The sequence below is a fragment of the Neobacillus vireti genome, from assembly GCF_036962345.1.
GTDB lineage: Bacteria > Bacillota > Bacilli > Bacillales > Cytobacillaceae > Neobacillus > Neobacillus vireti_A.
In genome coordinates, this window is record NZ_JBALNB010000012.1 from 367,452 (window position 1) to 390,068 (window position 22,617).

Annotated in this window: 22 protein-coding genes; 19 read left to right on the forward strand and 3 right to left on the reverse strand. The window is 38.5% G+C overall.

The features are described 5' to 3' along the window. Positions 1-192 precede the first annotated feature (192 nt). The 9 genes from V7108_RS16210 (at position 193) to V7108_RS16250 (ending at position 9,788) form a co-directional block, all read left to right on the forward strand. Complete coding sequence (locus tag V7108_RS16210) at positions 193-1,248, forward strand: acyltransferase family protein (RefSeq protein WP_335513772.1); 1,056 nt, start codon at positions 193-195, stop codon at positions 1,246-1,248. Between the two features lie 84 nt (positions 1,249-1,332). Next, positions 1,333-2,697, forward strand: coding sequence for an O-antigen ligase family protein (locus V7108_RS16215; protein ID WP_335568850.1), 1,365 nt, complete (start codon positions 1,333-1,335; stop codon positions 2,695-2,697). Beyond that, a complete protein-coding gene (locus tag V7108_RS16220) occupies positions 2,694-3,530 on the forward strand; it encodes a glycosyltransferase (RefSeq protein WP_335568851.1) in 837 nt (278 codons plus the stop codon). Before V7108_RS16215 ends, V7108_RS16220 begins: the two co-directional genes overlap by 4 nt. A gap of 262 nt (positions 3,531-3,792) precedes the next feature. Then, the gene (gene rfbA / locus V7108_RS16225; RefSeq protein ID WP_335513765.1) at positions 3,793-4,665 is read left to right on the forward strand and encodes a glucose-1-phosphate thymidylyltransferase RfbA; all 873 of its coding nucleotides are present in this window, start codon (positions 3,793-3,795) and stop codon (positions 4,663-4,665) included. Between the two features lie 19 nt (positions 4,666-4,684). Then, positions 4,685-5,245 (forward strand): dTDP-4-dehydrorhamnose 3,5-epimerase, encoded by a 561-nt coding sequence (gene rfbC / locus V7108_RS16230; RefSeq protein ID WP_335568852.1) that lies wholly within the window; start codon positions 4,685-4,687, stop codon positions 5,243-5,245. An 11-nt stretch (positions 5,246-5,256) separates the two neighbouring features. Further along, positions 5,257-6,279: a dTDP-glucose 4,6-dehydratase gene (rfbB, locus tag V7108_RS16235; protein ID WP_335513760.1), complete on the forward strand. Its 1,023-nt coding sequence runs from the start codon at positions 5,257-5,259 to the stop codon at positions 6,277-6,279. After that, positions 6,279-7,124: a dTDP-4-dehydrorhamnose reductase gene (gene rfbD / locus V7108_RS16240; RefSeq protein ID WP_335568853.1), complete on the forward strand. Its 846-nt coding sequence runs from the start codon at positions 6,279-6,281 to the stop codon at positions 7,122-7,124. Before rfbB ends, rfbD begins: the two co-directional genes overlap by 1 nt. A gap of 396 nt (positions 7,125-7,520) precedes the next feature. Then, on the forward strand, positions 7,521-8,594 hold the full coding sequence (locus V7108_RS16245) for a glycosyltransferase family 4 protein (RefSeq protein ID WP_335568854.1): 1,074 nt from the start codon (positions 7,521-7,523) through the stop codon (positions 8,592-8,594). A 129-nt stretch (positions 8,595-8,723) separates the two neighbouring features. Beyond that, positions 8,724-9,788: a glycosyltransferase family 4 protein gene (locus V7108_RS16250; protein WP_335520652.1), complete on the forward strand. Its 1,065-nt coding sequence runs from the start codon at positions 8,724-8,726 to the stop codon at positions 9,786-9,788. A 55-nt stretch (positions 9,789-9,843) separates the two neighbouring features. Here V7108_RS16250 and V7108_RS16255 read toward each other — a convergent pair whose 3' ends face one another. Beyond that, complete coding sequence (locus V7108_RS16255; protein WP_335520649.1) at positions 9,844-10,479, reverse strand: YigZ family protein; 636 nt, start codon at positions 10,477-10,479, stop codon at positions 9,844-9,846. 262 nt (positions 10,480-10,741) lie between these two features. On the opposite strand from V7108_RS16255, the gene V7108_RS16260 reads away from it, so the two are divergent. The 6 genes from V7108_RS16260 (at position 10,742) to V7108_RS16285 (ending at position 17,278) form a co-directional block, all read left to right on the forward strand. Then, positions 10,742-11,887 (forward strand): sensor histidine kinase, encoded by a 1,146-nt coding sequence (locus V7108_RS16260; RefSeq protein ID WP_335517289.1) that lies wholly within the window; start codon positions 10,742-10,744, stop codon positions 11,885-11,887. A gap of 35 nt (positions 11,888-11,922) precedes the next feature. After that, positions 11,923-12,606, forward strand: coding sequence for a response regulator transcription factor (locus V7108_RS16265; RefSeq protein WP_335517295.1), 684 nt, complete (start codon positions 11,923-11,925; stop codon positions 12,604-12,606). Between the two features lie 314 nt (positions 12,607-12,920). Beyond that, a complete protein-coding gene (locus tag V7108_RS16270; protein ID WP_335568890.1) occupies positions 12,921-13,760 on the forward strand; it encodes a DegV family protein in 840 nt (279 codons plus the stop codon). Positions 13,761-13,953: 193 nt separating this feature from the next. Then, positions 13,954-14,922 (forward strand): N-acetylmuramoyl-L-alanine amidase, encoded by a 969-nt coding sequence (locus V7108_RS16275; protein WP_335568855.1) that lies wholly within the window; start codon positions 13,954-13,956, stop codon positions 14,920-14,922. A gap of 170 nt (positions 14,923-15,092) precedes the next feature. Beyond that, on the forward strand, positions 15,093-16,574 hold the full coding sequence (locus V7108_RS16280; protein ID WP_335568856.1) for a DEAD/DEAH box helicase: 1,482 nt from the start codon (positions 15,093-15,095) through the stop codon (positions 16,572-16,574). Continuing rightward, positions 16,571-17,278 (forward strand): ComF family protein, encoded by a 708-nt coding sequence (locus V7108_RS16285; protein ID WP_335568857.1) that lies wholly within the window; start codon positions 16,571-16,573, stop codon positions 17,276-17,278. Before V7108_RS16280 ends, V7108_RS16285 begins: the two co-directional genes overlap by 4 nt. A gap of 11 nt (positions 17,279-17,289) precedes the next feature. Here V7108_RS16285 and V7108_RS16290 read toward each other — a convergent pair whose 3' ends face one another. Next, positions 17,290-17,793: a spore coat protein gene (locus tag V7108_RS16290; protein ID WP_335568858.1), complete on the reverse strand. Its 504-nt coding sequence runs from the start codon at positions 17,791-17,793 to the stop codon at positions 17,290-17,292. 253 nt (positions 17,794-18,046) lie between these two features. Between V7108_RS16290 and hpf the strand changes: the two genes are divergently transcribed. The 4 genes from hpf (at position 18,047) to V7108_RS16310 (ending at position 22,341) form a co-directional block, all read left to right on the forward strand. Beyond that, positions 18,047-18,595, forward strand: a complete 549-nt coding sequence (hpf, locus tag V7108_RS16295; protein WP_335510980.1) for a ribosome hibernation-promoting factor, HPF/YfiA family — start codon at positions 18,047-18,049, stop codon at positions 18,593-18,595. Between the two features lie 70 nt (positions 18,596-18,665). Beyond that, a complete protein-coding gene (locus tag V7108_RS16300; protein ID WP_335568859.1) occupies positions 18,666-19,508 on the forward strand; it encodes a DUF1028 domain-containing protein in 843 nt (280 codons plus the stop codon). 315 nt (positions 19,509-19,823) lie between these two features. Further along, a complete protein-coding gene (locus V7108_RS16305; protein WP_335510975.1) occupies positions 19,824-20,225 on the forward strand; it encodes a cbb3-type cytochrome c oxidase subunit I in 402 nt (133 codons plus the stop codon). Between the two features lie 166 nt (positions 20,226-20,391). Continuing rightward, the gene (locus V7108_RS16310; RefSeq protein ID WP_335568860.1) at positions 20,392-22,341 is read left to right on the forward strand and encodes an SEC-C metal-binding domain-containing protein; all 1,950 of its coding nucleotides are present in this window, start codon (positions 20,392-20,394) and stop codon (positions 22,339-22,341) included. 113 nt (positions 22,342-22,454) lie between these two features. Here V7108_RS16310 and V7108_RS16315 read toward each other — a convergent pair whose 3' ends face one another. Beyond that, positions 22,455-22,586 (reverse strand): hypothetical protein, encoded by a 132-nt coding sequence (locus V7108_RS16315; RefSeq protein WP_335568861.1) that lies wholly within the window; start codon positions 22,584-22,586, stop codon positions 22,455-22,457. Positions 22,587-22,617: the final 31 nt, after the last annotated feature.

The window sequence follows — 22,617 nt, forward strand, 5'->3', positions numbered from 1 at the left end:
ACCTTATGGAAAAATAAGTGATACAAATTCCAATGAGTTAATGCTATAATCTTTTTTGTGTTTATATTAAATATTTTTGTCGGATTTTGGAAAATTAATTTTACATTTGGATTCATTACACAGAAGTTTTGCTCTTTAAATAATTCGCATTATATTTACACCCTAAGATAAAAATAAAGGGGATGGTAAAGCTTGATATCACGTAAAAATATTGAACAATGCATAGATGAAAGAAAAAACAATCTAGATATTATTCGATTTTTCGCCGCTACTTTAGTTATTCTCTCACATGCTTATCCACTTACCACTGGTAACAATGCATCTGAGCCCTTTGCAATTTGGACAAATGGAGGAATGACTTTTGGAGAGCTAGCGGTTGCAATCTTTTTTGTTATTAGTGGATTTCTTATTACTCAAAGCTTCGACCGTTCAAAGAATCCAATAAATTACTTTAAAGCTAGAACTTTGAGGATTTTCCCTGGACTTATATTTGTAGTGTTATTATCGGTTTTTGTCCTTGGTCCAATTATGACAGAAGTCAGTTTAATGAACTACTTTAAGGACCGAGACACCTTCGAGTATTTGCAAACAATCTCTTTATACTGGATGCAATACGACCTGCCGGGTGTTTTTGAGAAAAATATATGGCCGGCAGCGGTAAATGGTTCCTTATGGACGTTATGGTATGAGTTTTTCTTTTATATTGTCGTTGCTGTTCTTGGTGTGACAAGGCTTCTCGATAGAAGAGTTGTTTTGCTTGGGTTTATTCTTAGTACTGTTCTATATTTCTTAGGAAAAGGCGGTTTTTATACCGATTTATTCCGCTATTTTAGTGCGGGTATGGTTGTTTATCTTTTTCGCAAACAAATCTATTTAAACGGCTGGTTCGCCTTGTTATCTTTTATATTAATGATTATTTCAGCAATAGTAGGTTATTTTGAATATGCGTTTTCTATTTTTGGAACATATCTCATTTTTTATGTGGCTTTTGATTCAGCAGTAAAATTCCATAACTTTGGGAAATTTGGAGATTTTTCCTACGGCATTTATATTTATGCATTTCCAATCCAACAAGTTATGACTCACATTTTTAATAATCAGCTGACACCAATAGAAAACTTTTTATTATCTTTCCCAGTAACGCTGGTGTTTGCAATCATTTCTTGGTACTTAGTTGAGAAGAGGGCGTTAAAGTATAAAAAGGTTTCAATTAAATCACTGCTAGAAAAAAGGAAAGTGTATGTTTAATATCTGATTTACACATAGAGAATTTATATAGGAGGCCATCCTTACACGTTTAGAGGTGCCGATAGGAATAGGAGAGGTTTGATTATGAATAGGTTTGAGAAAATATTACTAACGGTTTTTTTCGTAGAGCTATTCGTTGGCGGTGGTGGAAGGCTGATTGATTTTGGTGTGTTATCGATTCGGCAAGTTCTATTCATACTGTTAATAGTAACGTTTATATTCCGGATTGTGAAAGAGAAGGCATGGTTTAATACACGTATTAACACCTTTTTTCGAATCAATCCAGTTACAATTGGGGTATATACCTTAATAGTTTGGTTTGCAGCAAGTGCAGTAATAGGACTTGTAAATGGTCATCCGCTATCGATTGTAATGATGGACTTTCTAAGGGTAGCTTTCTTCGGTTTATATTTTCCATTAGCATATTATATCTCGAATGAACGTTTTACCTTAAACCGTATTATTAGATTATTGAAGTATAGTGCGCTCGTGGTTGCCATCTTTACAATCACGGTGTCACTATTGGGGAAAACAGTTTTTGCAGCCAATTTTAAGCCGTTTTATGATTTTATGAACTGGATGATGAATGATGATCTATTTTTCCGTCCAAGCAATAGTGTTTTTTATAAGAGTCATCTTTTTGTTTTAATCGGTCTTATTCTTTCGTTTAATGATTTATTGAACAAAAACTATCGTAAACTTGAAATTGCAATTGTTATTCTGGGTTCAATTTCTGTTCTTTGGTCGGAAACTAGAGGATTTTTGCTCGCCTTTATGTTAAGTGTTCTAATGATTATTGTTTTGGATGTTAAGGTGATTGTGGATCCGATTAAAGGATTATCAAACAAGATTAAGAAAATGATTCAATCCAAACAATTTATTAGAAAATTTACGATTTCCCTTCTAGTATTGGTGGCTGTTCCGTTTTTGTTTGAATACATGACGCTTGAACGATTTGAAGTAGTAACTGTTGAGGATACATCAGAGTATCAAGAGGGTGAGGCAAATGGAACTACATCTGGTAAAACGAAAACACAAGTGAACGATGTCAGTGTAAATGCACGGATGGAATTTATTGTTGCATCCAAAGAAATACTAGCCAATCCTAAAAACCTTATTCTTGGCTTAGGTTATGGGTCTGCAGTTGCCGGAAGAGAAGATGGATTGGAAATGAGTTTTCTCGATATTTTATTGGAACAAGGTTTAATTGGTTTCGCTATTTGGTGCTACTTATTTTTAATCATTTACATTAATTATTATAAGGCGTACAAACAGGATTATAAGATTTCTGCATTGGATATTTCATTATTGTCTGCATTTATGGGATTACTGCTATTAACAAACATTAATCCTTTCATTAATAATCCAATTGGTATTTGTTTCTTTTTAATTATGCTCGTTGTATCGCAATCAAAGAAAGAATTGAGCGCAAATGAGGGGTTCAAATGAAACTAACAATGGTATTAGTCTTGTACAAGCTTAAGCCAGAGGAAAGTAAAACGTTTCAAACGTTAAAGCAAATTCTGGGGTCAAAAAATAATACCCTCAAAAATATCGAGTTAATTTTATATGATAATAGTCCGTCAAAGCAGGACTTTACCCCCCTTAGTCATGAGGGGATACATACTACTTATTACCATGATCCCCGTAATTTGGGGATTGCTGCAGCTTATAATTATGCTTGGGCAGCTGCAAAACAAAATAATAGCCAGTGGCTGCTGCTGCTCGACCATGATACAGAATTAACTTATGATTATTTTAATTCAATTTTAAACTTATCCGAAGTCCCTGAAAAAGTAGTCGCGGTTGTTCCAAAAATTAATAGTGAAAATATTATGATTTCTCCCGTTTATAGTAACTCACTCCGTCCGTTAAAACAGGAACGGCCCTCTCCTGGTGTTCAGGAGCAGCCAGTCATGGCAATAAATTCAGGTGCATTAATTGCAGTCAATTTTTTAAATGAAATAAATGGTTTTAATGAAGACTTTCCACTTGATTACTTAGATCATTGGTTATTTTTCAAGATTTATGAAAAGGGACGGAAGGTTTTTTTGATCAACGTTTCATTAGAGCATGAGTTATCGGTATTAGATTATACAAGAGTTTCATTACAACGTTATCAAAGTATTTTGGAATCGGAAGTCAATTTCTATAAAAACTTTAAAAAAGATTTATTGCCTAAATATCGAATTCAATTGGCAAAGCGCTTCCTCAAACAACTACTAACTGTAAGGGATAAGGAAGTTGCTTTAAAAACCTTTAAAAAGTTATTTTCTCTTTAGTAAGTCAAACGGATCCTTTTTTAATTTGATTTCTTTGTATAAAAGAGGTCCTTTTTCTATGTGTAAACATATTTTAATGATCTTATGGGAATATTTAAAAAAACGTCAGTATTCCCGCAATGTTTATGTTAAAATTATAACTTTTTTCTAACAATCATGTTAATAATTGTCTTTATTAGATAACCTTCTTTATAATGGGGAATGGAAAACATGTCAGTTTTTGTAGAAAAATCATATAAAGTATGAAATTGGAGGGGTTTACGTGAAAGGTATTATTCTAGCAGGCGGCAGTGGAACTAGACTTTATCCTTTAACAAAGGTAGTTTCAAAGCAATTATTACCTGTTTATGACAAACCAATGATCTATTATCCACTATCAGTTTTAATGTTAGCAGGAATAAAGGATATATTGATTATATCTACACCAGAAGATACAGCACGTTTTGAACAAATCTTAGGTGATGGTTCTGATTTAGGCATGAACTTTACATATAAAATTCAGCCAGAACCGGGTGGATTAGCACAAGCCTTCATTTTAGGCGATGAGTTTATCGGAGACGATAACGTAGCACTGGTGCTTGGAGATAATATTTTCTATGGTCATGGCTTAACAGAATTATTAAAAAGAGCTGCAGCCCGGGAAACTGGAGCAACCGTCTTTGGATATTATGTGAACGATCCAGAGCGTTTCGGTGTTGTAGAATTTGATAAAGATGGAAAAGCGATTTCGATTGAAGAGAAGCCTGATGTACCTAAGTCTAATTATGCTGTCACAGGTTTATATTTTTATGATAATCGTGTCGTTGACATTGCAAAAAGTATTGCACCGTCACCTCGTGGTGAATTGGAAATTACCGATATAAACAAAGCCTATCTTGAGATGGGTGAACTAAAAGTTGAACTTCTTGGACGCGGGTATGCTTGGTTAGATACTGGTACACATGCTTCCTTGCTTGAAGCCTCTCAATTTATTGAAACAGTAGAGAAAAGACAATCCTTAAAAATTGCTTGTCTGGAAGAAATTGCTTTCAAGATGGGCTATATTACAAAAGAGAAGTTGATAGAGTTAGCAGAGCCATTAAAGAAAAATCAATATGGTCAATACTTAATTAAAGTTGCGAACCAAGGACGATAATGAATAGGTGGGTATACACATGAAAATTATTAAAACAAAAATACCTGACTTGAAAATTTTGGAACCAAAGGTTTTTGGTGATCACCGCGGGTATTTTATGGAGAGTTATAATAAAGACTTATTTGAATCATTAGGATTACATTATGATTTTGTTCAAGATAATCAATCGTTATCTGCTGCAGTTGGAACACTCCGCGGATTACATTTTCAATTGAATCCTAAAGCACAAACAAAGGTCGTTCGCTGCGTAACAGGTGCGATCTATGACGTTGCTGTTGATATTCGCCAGGGTTCCCCTACATATGGACAATGGGTGGGTGTAATTTTAAGCGAGTACAATAAGCGTCAGCTTGTTGTTCCGAAGGGATTTGCACATGGATTTTGTACAATCGTACCGGATACCACTGTTGCTTATAAGGTGGATGAATATTATTCTCCTGAGCATGATGGCGGTATTCTTTGGAATGATCCAGAGTTAGGAATCGATTGGCCGACAGAGAATCCGATTTTATCTGATAAGGATACCAAGCACCCAACATTGAGTGCAGCAACTCATCTAAATTTTGTGTACGAGAAATAGGAGGCATTGCAATGAAGTTATTAGTTACAGGCGGAGCGGGCTTTATTGGCAGCAATTTTGTCCGTTATATGGTAAATAAATACCCTGAATATAATATCGTTAACCTAGATTTGTTAACGTATGCTGGAAATCTTGAAAATCTAAAAGATATTGAAAATGCAGCTAACTATAAATTCGTTCGTGGGGATATTGCAGACCGTGAATTTATCAATGGTCTTTTTAAAGAAGAGAAGTTCGATTATGTGTTGAACTTTGCTGCTGAATCCCATGTTGACCGTAGTATCACGGATCCAGGAATCTTTGTACAGACCAATATTCAAGGAACTTTGGCGTTACTTGATGCTGCAAAGACTTTTGGTGTGACAAAATACCTTCAAGTATCAACAGATGAAGTATATGGTACTTTAGGTGAGACAGGCTATTTCACAGAAGAAACTCCTTTAGCGGCAAACAGCCCGTATAGTGCTAGTAAAGCTGGTGCAGACCTGCTCGTTCGTGCATACCATGAGACATTTGGTCTGCCTGTGAATATTACACGCTGTTCGAATAACTACGGACCGTTCCATTTCCCTGAAAAGCTTATACCGCTAATGATCATCAATGCTCTACATGATAAGGAACTTCCAATCTATGGAGATGGATTGAACATTCGTGATTGGCTTCACGTTGAAGACCATTGCCAGGCAATTGATCTTGTCCTTCACAAAGGACGTAATGGAGAAGTGTACAATGTCGGCGGCAATAATGAACGTACAAACATCGAAATTGTAAAAACTATACTAAACCATCTTAATAAGCCAGAGTCTCTAATGAAGTTTGTTACGGACCGCCCGGGTCATGACCGCCGTTATGCGATTGATGCGACAAAGCTTCGTACCGAACTTGGCTGGTCACCAAAGTATAATTTTGAAACAGGAATCGAACAAACGATCAACTGGTATTTAAATAACCGTGAGTGGTGGGAAAATATTATTTCTGGTGAATATCAGGACTATGTGAAATCCCAATATGGCGACAGATTAGAGGTAGAATAATGAAGGTTGTTGTAACAGGTGCAGCTGGTCAATTGGGTCAGGATGTTCTTTTGGAGTTGGAGCGAAAGAATCATCAAGCGTTCGGTGCCGACCGGCTGCAATTAGATATTACCAAAGAAGAGGATGTTCTTGCTTATATAAGTGAAGTAAAGCCAGACGTGATTCTTCACTGTGCGGCTTACACGAATGTGGATGCTGCTGAGGAAAACGAAGATGCGGCTTATCAAGTTAATGCTGCTGGTACAGAATACCTAGCGAAAGCGGCTAAACAGGTTGGTGCAAAACTTCTTTATGTTAGCACTGATTATGTCTTTGATGGCACAGCATCTAAACCCTACGAGGTTGATGAACCAACAAAACCGCTAGGTGCCTATGGAAGAACAAAATTAGCGGGTGAGCAGCTTTTACAAAAGCACCTAGATGAATTTTTCATTGTTCGTACCGCATGGGTATTTGGTGTTTATGGAAATAATTTTGTTAAAACCATGATCCGTCTAGGCAAAGAACGAGGAGAAGTCGGTGTCGTTCATGATCAAGTTGGCTCACCAACCTATACCGCTGATTTAGCCCAGTTCATGGTCGAATTAATGGAGACAGACAAATATGGAATTTATCATGCAACGAACAGTGGAATTTGTTCTTGGTATGAATTTGCAGTGGAAATATTTAAGCAGGCAGATTTGAAAGTCACAGTTAATCCATTAACGAGTGATCAATTTCCACGACCTGCTGCACGTCCGAAATATTCGGTTTTAAGCAAGAAGATGATTGAAAAGCAAGGTCTAAGACCGCTTCGTGATTGGAAAGAAGCACTTGCTGCCTATTTAGCTGAATCTAGATTTTAAGATTTTGGGCTTACAGTTAAAAACCCCTTTCGCACTGAAGGGGGTTTTTCATTAGATAAAACTTACTTAGAAATTTTGAAATTAAAGGTGAAACTTTTTCAGAAGGTAATCGTCTATATAATGTGTAACATACTTCAACAAAAATTTAATAAATAGAAGTAATTTGTCGGAATTGTGAAATAGTTCATTTGAGACAAATCCGTTTTCATCGTTGATATCACTGGTTTTATTGTACTTTTGTAATATTTTTATTAAAAGTAAAGAGAAAGAAATATAGCTTATCCTAGTTTATTTCTGTAAATTACTGTGCTATAATCCTTTAGGATATGTTTGTTAGATTAATAAGGTATGACTATCAAAATATAAAAATAGAGATACGTAAATCTTGGAGGGCATATGTTATATATAACTCTAGTTATCTGTTTTATTGCATCCATATTACTCACCCCACTGGTTAAGAAACTAGCATTTAAAATTGGAGCTACAGATAAACCAAATCAAAGAAAAGTTCATTCACGTATCATGCCTCGACTCGGAGGATTGGCTATATTTCTTAGCTTTATCATTGGAACGCTTATTAGTAAGCCCTCTACATTAATGTATGGGGAATTTCACTTATCAATCGTTATTGGCGCTACAATCATCATCTTAACAGGCATGGTGGATGATGTTAAGGAAATATCGCCTAAAGTCAAACTACTTGGTCAAATTGCTGCCGCCGCTGTTGTCGTGATTTATGGCGGTCTAAAGGTAGAATTTATCAATCTTCCTTTCGGTGGTATTATTGATTTTGGTTACTTAAGTATTCCAATTACAATGATTTGGATTATCGGCATTACCAATGCCATCAATCTCATTGATGGTTTAGATGGATTAGCTGGCGGTGTTTCTACCATTGGATTGTTTGCAATTGCAGGAATGTCCATGGTAATGGGGAACCAATATGTAACAATTATGGCGCTAATTGTAGCGGCAAGCACGATAGGTTTTCTTTTCTATAACTTTCACCCTGCAAAGATATTTATGGGAGATACGGGTGCCCTATTCTTAGGCTATATTATCGCAGTATTGTCATTATTAGGTTATAAAAACGTAACATTTATCTCATTAGTTATCCCTATTATCATTCTCGGTGTGCCAATTTCTGATACATTCTTTGCGATTATTCGTCGTTTAGTAAACAAACAGCCGTTGTCAGCACCAGACAAATCACACCTTCATCACTGCTTGTTGAAAATAGGGTTTACTCACCGGCAAACAGTCTTATTGATCTATGCAATGGCTGCTCTGTTTGGTTTGGCTGCGTTTGTTTTTTCACAATCGACCGTTTGGGGTTCCATTATCGTCATATTAACGCTTTTAATTACCATAGAGTTAGTTGTTGAGAGTATAGGGCTCGTTCGAGAGGACTATAAACCGCTATTAAAGTTTCTTAAAGGGCTCAAGCCTGTGAATTTAAAAAATAGATAATGATATATTCATAGAAAGGTCTAAAACAAAGTTTTAGGCTTTTTTTTTGGTATAATTTCCTGTTTTTACTACATATAGAGTGTTTTCGAAAATGCTTTTATGGACAAGATACTATCGAGGAGGGTCACTATGCTGTTTTTCACCTTGATAGTATGTTTTATTATTTCCATTCTTATTACTCCACTCATAAAAAAGTTAGCTGTCTATATAGGAGCAACTGACAAGCCAAATCAGCGTAAGGTCCATCAAGCGACGATGCCAAGGCTTGGCGGTTTATCCATTTTTATTAGCTTTATTGCTGGTATTTTCATTTTGCAGCCAATAAATCCAGCCTCAATAGCCATTATAATAGGCAGTTTAATCATTGTAATTACTGGAATTTGTGATGATATATTCGAATTATCGGCTAAGTACAAGCTTCTTGGCCAATTAGCAGCTGCTTTGACTGTTGTTTTTTTAGGCGACCTTCAGGTTATTTTCATTAATCTCCCCTTTGGAGGACATTTAGAATTCGGATACCTCAGTATTCCGTTTACAATTCTTTGGATCGTTGGGATTACCAACGCCATCAACTTAATTGACGGTTTGGATGGTCTTGCAGCAGGTGTGTCCTCGATAGCCTTAGTTACCATTTCAGGTATGGCACTCATTCAGGGCAACTTGTTTGTTGTTGCTGTGGGCACGATCGTCTTAATGGGCACGCTAGGTTTTCTTTTTTATAACTTCCATCCAGCAACTATATTCATGGGCGACACCGGAGCTTTGTTTTTGGGGTTTATTATTTCAGTACTCTCTTTGTTAGGATTTAAAAATGTAACTTTTATTTCTTTTATTATCCCTGTAATCATCCTTGGAGTTCCAATTTCAGATACCTTTTTTGCCATCATGCGAAGGATCATAAATAATCAGCCATTGTCAGCCCCAGATAAATCTCATTTACACCATTGTTTATTGAGGCTTGGCTATTCTCATCGCCAAACAGTTTTAATGATATATGCAATGTCGGCATTTTTTGGTGTGGTGGCTGTAATTTATTCTCATGCAAGAATTGGTGTCTCTATCCTTCTAATCGGAGCACTTGTCTTATTAATGGAGCTAATCGCTGAAAAGATCGGTTTGTTGGGGAATAACTTTCATCCATTACTAAAGATTTTGCGTATGTTTGGTATTACTACGGCAAAAAATCGATCATAAAGTGACGGACTCAAAATGGCACTTGCTGTGGCAGTTGAGTCAGTCACTTTTTTTTTTATAGTTCAACCTCTAAATACGCTGTTTGCCCTTTTTCAATGCCAGCCTGGCCGTTTGTTAATTCGGTTATCCATTCATGAAACAAATTTACTTTGTCTTCATCTACATAAACGTCCAATTTAACAATGTCGAGATAATGAATTTCCTTCAGGATATAATCAGAATCCCGAAGTTCCTTTTCAACTTTCCCAAGCCAAGTATAATCAACTGTCACGTGAATCACTTGAACGAGCCTTCTCTCCACAATTCCAGCTGTACCCAGCCCTTCTGAGGTCGCCTTCCCATAGGCGCGGATAAGCCCGCCAGCACCTAATTTTATCCCTCCGAAGTAACGGGTAATCACGACGACAGTATCTTTAAGCTTCTTTTTTTTCAATACCTCAAGAATAGGAACGCCTGCAGTTCCGCTAGGCTCTCCGTCATCATTTGCTTTTTGAATTTGGTCATTTTCACCTATCATGTAAGCCGAGCAATTATGGGTCGCGTCCCAATATTTTTTCTTACAAATTTGGATAAATTCCTGAGCATCACTTTCAGTTTCTACTCTTTTGATATGAGAAATAAAACGTGACTTTTGAATGACAATTTCATGTTGACCAATTTCCTGCTTAACCGTAAAATACCTTGATAGCATAGTAATCTCCTCCCATCATATCTTTCGAATAATATAAAAAAAATATTGGTGTAATATAACTTTAACATTGAAGTCATTTTCCCGTGTTATAATAAATAATGGTTAAATAGTGTTAACTGTATTTTTTTAAAATAGTAGATTTGCTACAAAACATTATACTACTTATGCACTAAGAAGTTGGGAAAATTTTTAGTTTAATGCATAGAGATAGTAAAATATTACAATTAGCGTTAAACTAGAAAAAAGGTCTCTGGAGGAAAGCATGGCGAAAATTCAGAAGATTAATGTAAAATCGATTGATGAAATCCGTGAAGAGATGATTGAAACCGTCACCAGCAGTAAAAGCGATATATTTCAAATTAGTGAGCAATGTCGAAAAGACTATGAAAATATGACGGATGAACTAAAAACGATTAAAGACATGATGATCAAACTTATAGCGGAAGAGGAAAGACTTGAAGAACAGGTACTTAGGGCGAGACTAACGTTATCAGAGCTTAGTATGAATTTTAAAGCCTATTCTGAGGCTGAGGTCAGGGAGGCATATGAAAAAGCTCACCAGCTGCAAATGGACCTGTCGATAAATTGGCAATATAAACAGCAGCTGTTAGACAAACGAGCTGATCTTGAGCGCAGACTATTGGGATTGGATGAAACGATTGACCGGGCAGACCAGCTTATTTCCCAAATATCAGTAGTCATGAATTACCTGATGAGTGATTTAAAACTGATGGGTCAAGAATTGCAGAATGCAAAAGCAAAACAGGACTTTGGCTTGAAAATTATTGAAGCTCAGGAAGAAGAGAGGAAACGGCTTTCTAGAGAGATACATGACGGTCCAGCGCAAATGCTGGCAAATGTTATCATGCGATCGGATTTAGTGGACCGTGTTTATAAGGAACAAGGACCTGAGGAAGCTTTTAAAGAGATTGGAAGCTTTAAAAAGATGGTCCGTGCCGCACTTTATGAGGTCAGGAGAATTATTTATGACCTTCGCCCGATGGCGCTTGATGATTTAGGCCTAGTGCCTACCCTCAGAAAGTATTTACAAACCATCGAAGAATATCATAACAGTTCTAGTATTGATTTTATTCATATTGGATTAGAGAGCAGGCTTCCTACGAAGTATGAAGTTGCCTTATTCCGGTTGATACAAGAATCGGTACAAAATGCCTTAAAGCATGCCAATGCATGTGAAATAAAAGTAAGGCTGGAAATGACAAAGAAGGAAATTACCGTTCTAATTAAGGACAATGGCTCTGGTTTTGATATGAATCAAAAAAAGCCAGAGTCCTTTGGAATGATTGGGATGAGAGAACGAGTAGAGCTCTTAGATGGAAGTATCACATTTGAATCTAAAAAAGGAAAAGGAACAGCAGTCTTTATCGTGGTTCCGATACCGTCTTAAAAACATAAGCGAATAAATGGAGCAGGAGGGAAAAAATTATGACGAAGATTGCGATTATCGATGATCATCAACTTTTTAGAGAAGGGGTTAAACGAATCCTAGAATTTGAAAAGGCATTCCAAGTGGTTGCTGAGGGTGATGACGGAAGTGATGCAATAAACATCGTAAACGCCTATAATCCTGATGTAGTCATCATGGATATTAATATGCCTCAAGTGAACGGAATTGAAGCAACACGTGAGCTATCGGAAAAATTTCCAGATACAAAAATTATTATCTTATCCATCCATGATGATGAGAACTATGTTACTCATGCACTCCAAACAGGAGCAAGAGGATACTTATTAAAAGAGATGGATGCGGATGCACTGATTGAGGCCGTTCGTGTTGTCGCTGATGGAGGATGTTACTTGCATCCTAAGGTAACGCATAATTTAGTAAATGAATACCGCAAACTGACAGCTGGACGCACTGGCGGAGGTGCCTTTGTTCAAACCCTGGAACTGCGTCGTCCGCTTCATCTTCTAACACGACGTGAATGTGAAGTACTGCAAATGCTGGCAGATGGTAAAAGTAACCGTGGAATTGGGGAAGCTTTATTTATTAGTGAAAAAACGGTAAAGAATCATGTGAGCAACATTTTACAAAAAATGAATGTTAATGACCGTACTCAGGCAGTGGTATCAGCGATTAAGAATGGCTGGGTCGAAGTGAGATAAGTTATTTAAGAGGCATGCTCTATTACGGAGCGTGCCTTTTCACTTGAAAGATAAGAAAGTATAAGTTTTTAAACTTAGGTTACTGTCCAGCTCCAGCGCCCTAGCGGCTAGTGTCCTTCGGTCTCCGCGAGTAAAAATCCCTTCAGGATTTTTACCTACCTACGATAAGTCAACATCGAATCGCCTCCGGCTCTTCGTGTTTCCTTTATCTCAGTTGGAGCCCTCCAGGCCATACGCCGCTGACCAGGGCGCTTGCGCTTTTCTTAGTTTCATATAAAATAGTAACAAACATGACATTAAGGATGGAATTTATGATGAAAACGGCAGTTGTTACGGATAGTACCGCTTACATACCAAAAGAAATACGCGATAAATGGAATATACATATGATCCCTTTAAATGTTATCTTCGGAAACAAGGTGTATCGTGAGGAAGTTGATATTACAGCGGGTGAGTTTTTTCAACTAGTGAAGGAGAAGGAACTGCCAACCACTTCTCAGCCTCCAATCGGGCAGTTTGTAGAGCTGTTTGAAGTATTAGCTAAGGATTATGAAGCCGTCATCAGCGTCCATCTCTCAAGCGGAATTAGCGGTACCTATGCCGGTTCTGTCACAGCCAGTACGATGGTGGAGGGTTTGAAGGTATACCCATTCGATTCGGAGATTAGCTGCATGCCCCAGGGTTTCTACGCCATTGAGGCGGCAAAAATGGCTTTAAACGGGGAAGATGCCGAAACGATCATCTTACGCCTAGAGGAATTGAAGAAAACGGCTAAAGCCTACTTCATGGCAGATGACCTATCTCATCTACAGCGTGGCGGCCGCCTTTCAGGTGCTCAAGCGTTTATTGGTAGTTTACTTCAAGTAAAGCCACTTCTCCACTTTGAGAATAAAGTGATTGTCCCATTTGAAAAAATACGCACACGAAAAAAAGCGATGAAACGGATTGCTAACCTGCTAGGGGAAGACGCTGCAAGCGGCGCAAACTTTCAGGCCGCCATCATCCATGCAAACCGCAAGGACGAAGCCCAGGAATGGAAGTCAGAGCTAGAAGCACTGTATCCCAATGTTGAATTCTTCATCAGTTACTTTGGTCCAGTCATTGGAACCCACTTGGGAGAAGGTGCGATGGGACTCGGATGGATCAGAAGATAATGTATGAGATGGCCGGGCAGAAGCCCGGCTTATGTTGGCTTTAAGGGGTAGTTAATTCTCTTGAAAAGGTTATTGAAAAATTATAAATCTTTGATAAAGGTTAGGGTAATTAATAGGGAAATATCTAATTTTTGAAAATATCCGAACCAAATTTAATTTATTTTCATTAACTAGTTTTAGGGAGATGATATTAATGGTTAAAATTATGTTAGATCCTGGACATGACATAAACACGCCTGGAAAACGTGCTTTAGATAACAGTATGAGAGAATTTGAGTTTAATAAAGGTACTGCCCTCCATGTAGCCAATTTACTTTCGGATTATCATGATGTAGAGACATTCTTTACTCACGATTTAAATGATAGTATTGATACAAGCCTAACAGCACGTGCAAACTTAGCCAACCAGTTGCGAGTGGATTGTGTGGTGAGTATCCATGCAAATGCAGGAGCGAGCCCAGCGCGCGGAATTGAAACCTATATTCACACAAATGCAACTGCCAGAAACTATAATCTGGCAAGAATGGTTCACGATCATACCATAATCGCTACAGGCATGGTCAATCGCGGGGTGAAGCGTGCCGACTTTGCTATTTTACGTGAAACCAACATGGATGCTTTGCTCATCGAATGTGGATTTATGACCAATTCAGAGGATTTAAGACTGCTCAAGTCAGATGATTACCGAATAAAATGTGCGCAGGGGATCGTCAATGGATTGGTGCAATTTTACGGATTGAATAAAAAAGCAGCACCAGTAACATCACTATCACTATCACCATCTGTCGTTTATGAAGCACATATTGAAGATATCGGCTGGCAGGGAGTAAAAAGAGATGGTGAAACCGCAGGAACAACCGGACAATCACGAAGATTAGAAGCATTAACTGTTAGACTAGAAAACACTAATGCTCGATTGCAAATGCAAGGACATATCGAGGATTTAGGCTGGACGAACGAACGTTCCAATGGGGAAGTTTTAGGAACTATCGGTGTAGCGTTAAGACTTGAAGCCATCAAAATAAAAGCTGATGGATTAAACATTATGTATCGTGTACACATTGAAAACGTCGGATGGACCGATTGGAAGGAAAACGGTGAAGAAGCTGGAACCACAGGTCAAGCAAAGCGGATCGAAGCCATTGAAATAAAGTTAGGTTAATAATAATAAAGAAGCCCTTACTCGATTTGAGTTTGCGGCCTCTTTACTGTCAATAATTTTATTTTATTAATCATCGACAATAAACAGGTTTTTGACAACACTTGTTGAATTCTTAACAGTAATGAAGGAGTGATACTTCAAAAAAACTAAATAAGAAGGGTGCTGTTTTCGTGCGTTTCCTTGTAAAGGAGAATTATTTATTCCCTCAAAAGAGTACTGACTCACTTCCCATCTCACAAATACCAACCATTCCACAACCACCATTAAACTTTAATTTCCCCTACAACTCTAAACTACAGCTGCTTCTTACAGGCAAACAACTCCTGCTCGATGACCTTCCATTCCCATTTGAAGAAATCCATAACCACTATGAAAATGGCTATATTACCTACCGAAAGGGAATTGAGTATTATAGGAATAAGCGTTTTTGCTCCCGCTGTGGCAATAAAGAAATACAGTGGTTTGCAGAGTTTCCATGTTCAAGGTGCGGGGAAATATGCCTTTATTGCCGTAAATGCCTGATGATGGGGAGAATCAGTGCATGTACACCATTAATAGGATGGAATGGGCCTGGTCCTCGGAACCATTTACCGGAAAAAAAACTGGAGTGGAAAGGACGGTTATCGGATGGGCAGCAGGCCGCATCTAATAAAGTACTTGAGGCAGTAAAGAGCAAGACTGAACTCCTAGTTTGGGCGGTTTGCGGAGCAGGAAAAACCGAGGTTCTGTTTGCCGGAATAGAAGCGGCTCTTGCTGCCCAAGAAAGAGTTTGCATTGCAACACCGCGCACAGATGTTGTCCTCGAACTAACCCCGAGATTAAAAGCAGCATTTCCAGGAATCACCGTTGCTTCCCTGTATGGGGGGAGCGAAGATCGCCATCTCTTTGCTCCGCTTACCATTGCTACCACACATCAACTGCTCCGTTTTTACCACGCTTTCGATACCGTCATTTTGGACGAGGTTGACGCCTTTCCATATACAGTAGAGGAATCGCTCCAATATGGTGCTGTTCAAGCTAGAAAGTTAGATTCATCAATGATTTACCTGACAGCGACACCGAACGAAAAATGGCAGCAGGAGTGCCGTACAGATAAAAGAGCGTTCACTACAATCCCAGCTAGATTCCACCGTCATCCTCTTCCAGTACCTCACTTTACATGGTGTGGTAATTGGCAAAGACAATTAAAAAAAGATAAACTTCCTGCCAATGTGATGCAATGGGTAAAAAAACGCCTTGATAGTGGAAAGCAAGCGTTACTTTTTTTCCCGCATATCGGTTTAATGGAAAAAGCTCTCCCAATCCTTTGCCAATTAACGCCTGACATCGAGGCAGTCCATGCAGAGGATCCCCTTCGCAAAGAAAAGGTCCAAAAAATGCGAAACAAAACGATCCCATTATTACTGACAACCACCATTTTAGAACGAGGTGTGACATTTCCCAATATTGATGTTGCTGTTATCGGTGCTGAGGACGATATCTTTACTGAAAGTGCCCTTGTCCAAATTGCCGGTCGGGCGGGAAGGAGCAAGGATTATCCTGATGGTGTGGTTACCTTCTTTCATTATGGAAAAACTGAACCTATGCTCAAGGCACGAAAACAAATCATTGCTATGAATATGGAAGGTGTCAAAAGGGGGCTTCTTGATTGACGAATACCCACTGTTTAATATGCCATGACATAATCCAGCCTTTAATCGGATGGATCTCTATTTTTTCAAAAGAAAAAGAACTACTAATCTGCTCGATATGTGAGGGGAAGTTGGAAAAGGTTGAAGGCGAAACATGCAGAATATGCAGCCGGCCATTTCAGTTTTTAGATGAAAGGTTTAAACATGACGACTTGTGTCATGATTGCAAGCGCTGGGAGGAGGATATCGACTGGAATGGGTATCTTACCTTCAATCACTCGATATTCACTTATAACGAATTTTTAAAGGAAATTATCGCAACATATAAATTCCGCGGAGACTATGTACTTTCTAGAATTTTTGCACCCTATTTAATAAATTATGTTAATAAAATAAATCCAGACCTTCTCGTTCCCATTCCATTAAGTGAGGAGCGGTTATACGAGCGGGGATTTAATCAGGCTGAGGCTCTGATTATCGAGTCAGGTTTAATCTCCAGCAGGCTCCTTACCAGGACACATGCAGAAAAACAATCTAAAAAGTCAAGATCGGAACGGATTCATATTCCCCAGGTTTTTAAGCTGGACCAGGAAATGGATGTAAAAGGAAAGTCCATCCTGTTAATCGATGATATTTATACGACTGGTTCGACCCTTAGGCATGCTGCTAAATTAATTAAAGGTTCAGGAGCGCAAAGGGTACATTCCTTCACGCTTGCCCGGTAATTAACCTAATTCTATTTATATTTCATTTTTAAGGCTTTTTGAGCATTTTCAAAATCATGCCCTAGTAAGCGTCCTAAATCGTAGGAAGGATAAAGCCCGTGTTTATGCATATAATTAAAAATACGTTCATGTCCTTTAATCGCTGTGGTGATTTGCTTGGTTAGAACATTTCTCAAAGCTGGTGTTGCGGTCTCCGTAATCGCAATACTTAAATTACGGACTAACGATTTAGAAAGACCGAGAAGGTCACCGGCATAAAACCCAACATCCTCGCGATAGTCATCGTCGTCATCCCTGCCTTGGTAGCCTGGGGCGGAAGGATAAAATTTAAGCAATTCAGTCAGGTTATGTTCTAATTCGTGAATGCATTTGTTGTAAATCTCTTTTAGCTCGGCATCAGGTACCTTTTTATAAGACAGTTTTAATTTCATTAAGCCATCAGATTGAAAAGCAACGAGTTCATGCAATTCTAACGTTTCATGCCAAGCGAGAGTTCTTCTTTCATGCTGTTCCATTTTTAATTCCCCCAGTCACGTTTCATCCTCAGTACCTTATTCACAAGACTTAAAAGTGGTAAATTGTCCCTGGAAATAATAGACTAAATGTGTAAACACATTTCTGAATAGCCATTTAGTTATAAAATGGTTCTCACTATTTACCCGTTGTTTTTGTCAAAATTTCGACAAAATTTATATTAGGATTTAGCAGGAGAATGAAGGGGTAAAATAGAAATGTATTTACATAGGAATATAAAGGAGGAGTCCACAAATGAATTATAACGTTCGTGGTGAAAACATTGAGGTAACTCCAGCAATTAGAGATTACGTTGAAAAGAAGATTTCAAAATTAGAACGATATTTCACAGAAGCACCTGAAGCAACGGTACATGTGAATTTAAGATTCAATCAAGATAAAACTTCAAAAGTGGAGGTAACCATTCCTCTGCCAAACCTAGTCCTTCGTGCAGAAGAAACAAATGTAGATATGTATGCAGGGATTGACTTGATTTCAGACAAGCTGGAGCGTCAAATCCGCAAGCACAAAACAAAGGTTAATCGTAAATTCCGTGAAAAAGGTGATATCCCGATTACGTTTGCTATATCTGAAAACTCAGAAGTCCAAGAACAAGATGAAGATGATTTAGAACTTGTTCGTACGAAACGCTTCGATCTGAAGCCAATGGACAGTGAAGAAGCGATTCTTCAAATGAACCTATTAGGACACAGCTTCTACGTCTTCAACAACTCTGAGACAAACCGTACGAACGTCGTTTATAAGCGTAAAGATGGACGCTATGGCTTGATTGAAACACATTAATACGTATGAACGCAGTCCTGAGCAATCGGGGCTGCTTTTTAAATTACGATAAATTTAGGGGGATTATCATATGACCTTTTCCATCGTAGGCTATGACCCAATCGAAAAGGAATGGGGGATTGCCGTTCAATCAAAGTTTCTTGGGGTAGGTGCAGTGGTGCCTTGGGCAAAGGCAGGTGTTGGAGCTGTTGCAACCCAATCCTATGCGAATACATCCTATGGGCCAAAAGCACTGGAATTAATGGAACAGGGAAAGACTGCCCAAGAAACACTCGATATCCTGCTTGAGGAGGATCCGGATAAAGAAATGCGCCAGGTCGGTCTGATTGATTCCAATGGTTCACCTGCAACTTTCACAGGATATGCTTGCTATACTTGGGCTGGCGGGGTGACAGGCACCCATTTTGCTGCCCAAGGGAATATTTTAGTCGATGAAAAAACAGTTGAAGCAATTGCGCAAGTGTTTGTAGAGACCCATGGTACCCTGGCAAACCGACTCCTTACTGCTTTAGACGCTGGGCAGGAGGCTGGAGGCGATAGCAGGGGTAAGCAGTCTGCTGCACTCTATATCGTAAAGGAAAAGGGTGGCTATGGTGGTTTCAACGACCGCTATATAGATCTAAGAGTTGATGACCATCCAGACCCCATTAAAGAATTGATTCGAATTTATCATCTTCAACAGCTCTATTTTGCACCTTCAAAGGCTGAGAGAATTGCTGCGATTGAAGGAGAAATCAAAGAGGAGCTCATTCATCATTTAACCAGATTGTCGTATCTAAGCAGTACTTCACAAAGCAATGAGGAAGTATTTAAAGCCCTAACAGCCTATATTCATACTGAAAACTTTGAAATGAGAGGACAGAGCTCTGGTTTTATCGACCTGGAGGTCCTCGAATTTATGAAGCGATCATAATTTCCCTCCTATATTACTAGGAGGTTTTTTTTGGTAAGGCTGTTTTTCGTATGATTGTTGTTAAAATCCTAAAGCCGATTTTAACGTGGAAATATGTATTTTGAGCTTTAGAATTTAGTTTGCAGGCTCTTTTCTTATTATATTTATTGATTTTTCTGCGGGAAATTTAGCACAATCATTAAAGTTTATTCGAAAAAGCAACAAGTTTAAGAAAAGAGCCTTCGGTAAAAATACTATTGCCATAATTGGAATATTGGTATTTAAATGTAATATAGTATAATAGTTACAGAAATGAGAAAAGGAGGTAGGTACAAAGTGGGAAAAGCGTATTTAAAGGTAGCAACAGTTTATTTTACAATTGGGGTTTTGGCAGGTCTGACCATGGGAATTATTCATGATTTCCGTTTTACATCCGTCCACGCCCATGTTAATTTGTTGGGCTGGGTAACGATGGCGTTGTTTGGAATTATTTATCACTTATATCCAAATGCAGCGAATTCAAAATTGGCAAAAACGCAGTTCTGGTTTCACAATATTGGGGTACCGGTTATGTTAGGCGGGATTGCACTGCAAATAATGGGTGTTTCCGCAGCCCTTGCACCGACTATCATCGGTTCAATCGTTGTGGTGTTAGGAGTCATTTTATTTATGGTGAATGTCTTTAAACATGTTGGGAATGATTCAAACATCAAATCTGATAAAAATGTATCGCTATAATATACTGTGCATACATGATTTCAATTGTGAAATCATGTATGCATTTTTTTTGACCATCTTTAAAAGTTGAAGTATATTTCCTATCAAGCTGGCAAAAATGGTACTATTTTAATTGGAATAATAATAGATACCTAAAGATAGTAGAGGGATTAAGGGGCGAGTAATGATGAAAGAGAGTATAGGCCGGAATGAACCTTGTCCATGCGGGAGCGGAAAAAAGTATAAAAAATGCTGTGGTGCGAGGGAGGCTGTATCAATTACCCATGTGCTTGAAGGTGAGATTGACGATTTACAAAAGCGTCTCCTTCACTTTGCACTTGATCATTATGAAGAGGAAATACTCAAGGGATTTGATGAATATCATGAATACTTTGACATAGAAGAGGAAGAGCGTCAGTTTTTCGAATTTGTCTATACGATTTGGTATTCGCTGTTTTATAAATTGGAAAATGGGGAAACCATTTTAGAAAACTTCATACCCTTAGAGGCTCGAAAACTTAAACGGCCAAAATTGAAACAAATCTTGCAATCTTGGACAAATGCGAGGGCAATTGCGGGTGAAATTACCCATGTTGAAAACAATATTCTAACTGTTACTGATGGTCTTTCATCGGAAGAATTTATGGCCATGGTAACAAATTTACAACAACCATTTGAAAAGGGAACATTTTTTATTGGATTTCTCCTTCCGTTTGAACAAATGTATGTCTTTTTCCCAGCGCCATTTGATTTGCATGATTTACCGCTTCATCAAGCGATTGATTTTATTAAACAAAAAAGTGATATGGCAGGCTACGGTTCACCGCAGGAGTTTTTTACCGATTTCTTTATGGAAATCATGAAGGACCTTCCGGGGATTGGCGGGATGATAGATGTAGATGGCATGGAGTGGCAGTCACCGGTTTATCAGGAAGTGGCGGAAATTTTAAAGCAGAAGCTTGAGTCGTTAGGTGAAATACCGCCAATTGTGGATTTAGGGGTCATTCTCTGGTTCCAATACTGTGAGAAAACGCAAAAGAGGATAAAAAATCCGAATCTCTATGCAGCATCTCTGCATTATTTAATCTCAACGTTTAACCATTTGAAATCACCTCTAACTCAAAAGGAACTGTCCAAGATGTATGGGGTACCTGTGGGCTCCCTTTCGTCTACCTATAGACAAATGGATGACGAATTGGAAGAGGAGATAAGAAGTATTATTGAGATTTCAATGGAAGAGTCGACTGAGCTTGATTCTACTAGGCCGCTTAATTTAGTTCAAGGGCCAATGCCTACAGAACAAATCATGCAGGAAGTATTGGAGGAGATCCAAGGTCACAATTTTGAGACCATGGAAGAAATAAATGAATTTTTGAATAAGAAGCTTGCTGCTCCTGCCCCTAAAAAGGCACCAAAAACGAATAAAGGGCGTGCCCAGCAACTGGTTTATGACGCCATGGAAGCACGTGGACACCAGCGAAGTGATCTTGCGCGGCAGGCTCTTAAGCTAGATCCCAAGTGCGTTGATGCCTATGTTATATTAGCTGAAGCCGCAGATTCTGATGAGGAAGCAATGATATATGCAAAAAAAGGCATGGAAATTGGGGAAAAGGAACTCGGGAAAGCCTTTTTCAAAGAGAACAAAGGTCATTTCTGGGGCTTACTCGAAACAAGACCATATATGCGTGCGAAGGCATCGTATGCAAATGCCGTTCATCAATTAGGACAAACTATGGTTGCGATACGTGAATACGAGCAGCTTCTAGAATTAAACCCAAATGATAACCAAGGTATCCGATATATCCTGTTTGGCGCTTACCTTGAAGAAGGATTATTGGAAAGTGCAGAACGGTTGTTGAAGCAGTATGAGGAGTCGACTGCACATGGTTTATATAACAAGCTTTTGCTTGAATTATATAAAAATGGTTTTTCTGCAAATGCTGCTAAATTACTGAAAGAGGCTAAAAAAGTTAACCCACATGTTATTCCATTCTTATCGGGTAAAAAGAAAATCCCTATGTTCCTTCCAAGTGGATATCAATTAGGGGACGAGAGCGAGGCTATTATGTATGTAGACGATCATTTTCAATTATGGAAAAAGATCGAGGGGCTGCAGAAATGGCTGAAGAAACAGTGAAATTGAGAGGGGAACCTCTCTTTTTTTTATGGGCGAATGCGTAAGCTAAAATTTTGAGGAGCTGGAGTGCCCGGTAGCTGATTTTATATCCTGGATTACCGCTAAGCGTCATTTTAGCAGTTGAAGGGAATCAAACCCCATCTTTGATTACCGCTAAGCCCCATTTTCGCATTTGAAGGGAACCAAAGCCCATCTTTGATTACCGTTAAGCCCCATTTTCGCAGTTGAAGGTAATCAAAACCCATCTTTGATTACCTCTAAGCGTCATTTTCGCAG

Excerpts from the sequence above, each read along its gene's own strand:
- V7108_RS16260 (WP_335517289.1), top strand. The coding sequence starts at position 10,742 with ATGGCGAAAATTCAGAAGATTAATGTAAAATCGATTGATGAAATCCGT.
- V7108_RS16290 (WP_335568858.1), bottom strand. The coding sequence starts at position 17,793 with ATGGAACAGCATGAAAGAAGAACTCTCGCTTGGCATGAAACGTTAGAA.
- rfbC (WP_335568852.1), top strand. The coding sequence starts at position 4,685 with ATGAAAATTATTAAAACAAAAATACCTGACTTGAAAATTTTGGAACCA.
- V7108_RS16255 (WP_335520649.1), bottom strand. The coding sequence starts at position 10,479 with ATGCTATCAAGGTATTTTACGGTTAAGCAGGAAATTGGTCAACATGAA.
- V7108_RS16300 (WP_335568859.1), top strand. The coding sequence starts at position 18,666 with ATGACCTTTTCCATCGTAGGCTATGACCCAATCGAAAAGGAATGGGGG.
- V7108_RS16315 (WP_335568861.1), bottom strand. The coding sequence starts at position 22,586 with ATGGGTTTTGATTACCTTCAACTGCGAAAATGGGGCTTAACGGTAATC.
- rfbD (WP_335568853.1), top strand. The coding sequence starts at position 6,279 with ATGAAGGTTGTTGTAACAGGTGCAGCTGGTCAATTGGGTCAGGATGTT.
- V7108_RS16245 (WP_335568854.1), top strand. The coding sequence starts at position 7,521 with ATGTTATATATAACTCTAGTTATCTGTTTTATTGCATCCATATTACTC.
- V7108_RS16220 (WP_335568851.1), top strand. The coding sequence starts at position 2,694 with ATGAAACTAACAATGGTATTAGTCTTGTACAAGCTTAAGCCAGAGGAA.
- rfbB (WP_335513760.1), top strand. The coding sequence starts at position 5,257 with ATGAAGTTATTAGTTACAGGCGGAGCGGGCTTTATTGGCAGCAATTTT.
- V7108_RS16275 (WP_335568855.1), top strand. The coding sequence starts at position 13,954 with ATGGTTAAAATTATGTTAGATCCTGGACATGACATAAACACGCCTGGA.
- V7108_RS16215 (WP_335568850.1), top strand. The coding sequence starts at position 1,333 with ATGAATAGGTTTGAGAAAATATTACTAACGGTTTTTTTCGTAGAGCTA.
- V7108_RS16310 (WP_335568860.1), top strand. The coding sequence starts at position 20,392 with ATGAAAGAGAGTATAGGCCGGAATGAACCTTGTCCATGCGGGAGCGGA.
- hpf (WP_335510980.1), top strand. The coding sequence starts at position 18,047 with ATGAATTATAACGTTCGTGGTGAAAACATTGAGGTAACTCCAGCAATT.
- V7108_RS16250 (WP_335520652.1), top strand. The coding sequence starts at position 8,724 with ATGCTGTTTTTCACCTTGATAGTATGTTTTATTATTTCCATTCTTATT.
- V7108_RS16270 (WP_335568890.1), top strand. The coding sequence starts at position 12,921 with ATGAAAACGGCAGTTGTTACGGATAGTACCGCTTACATACCAAAAGAA.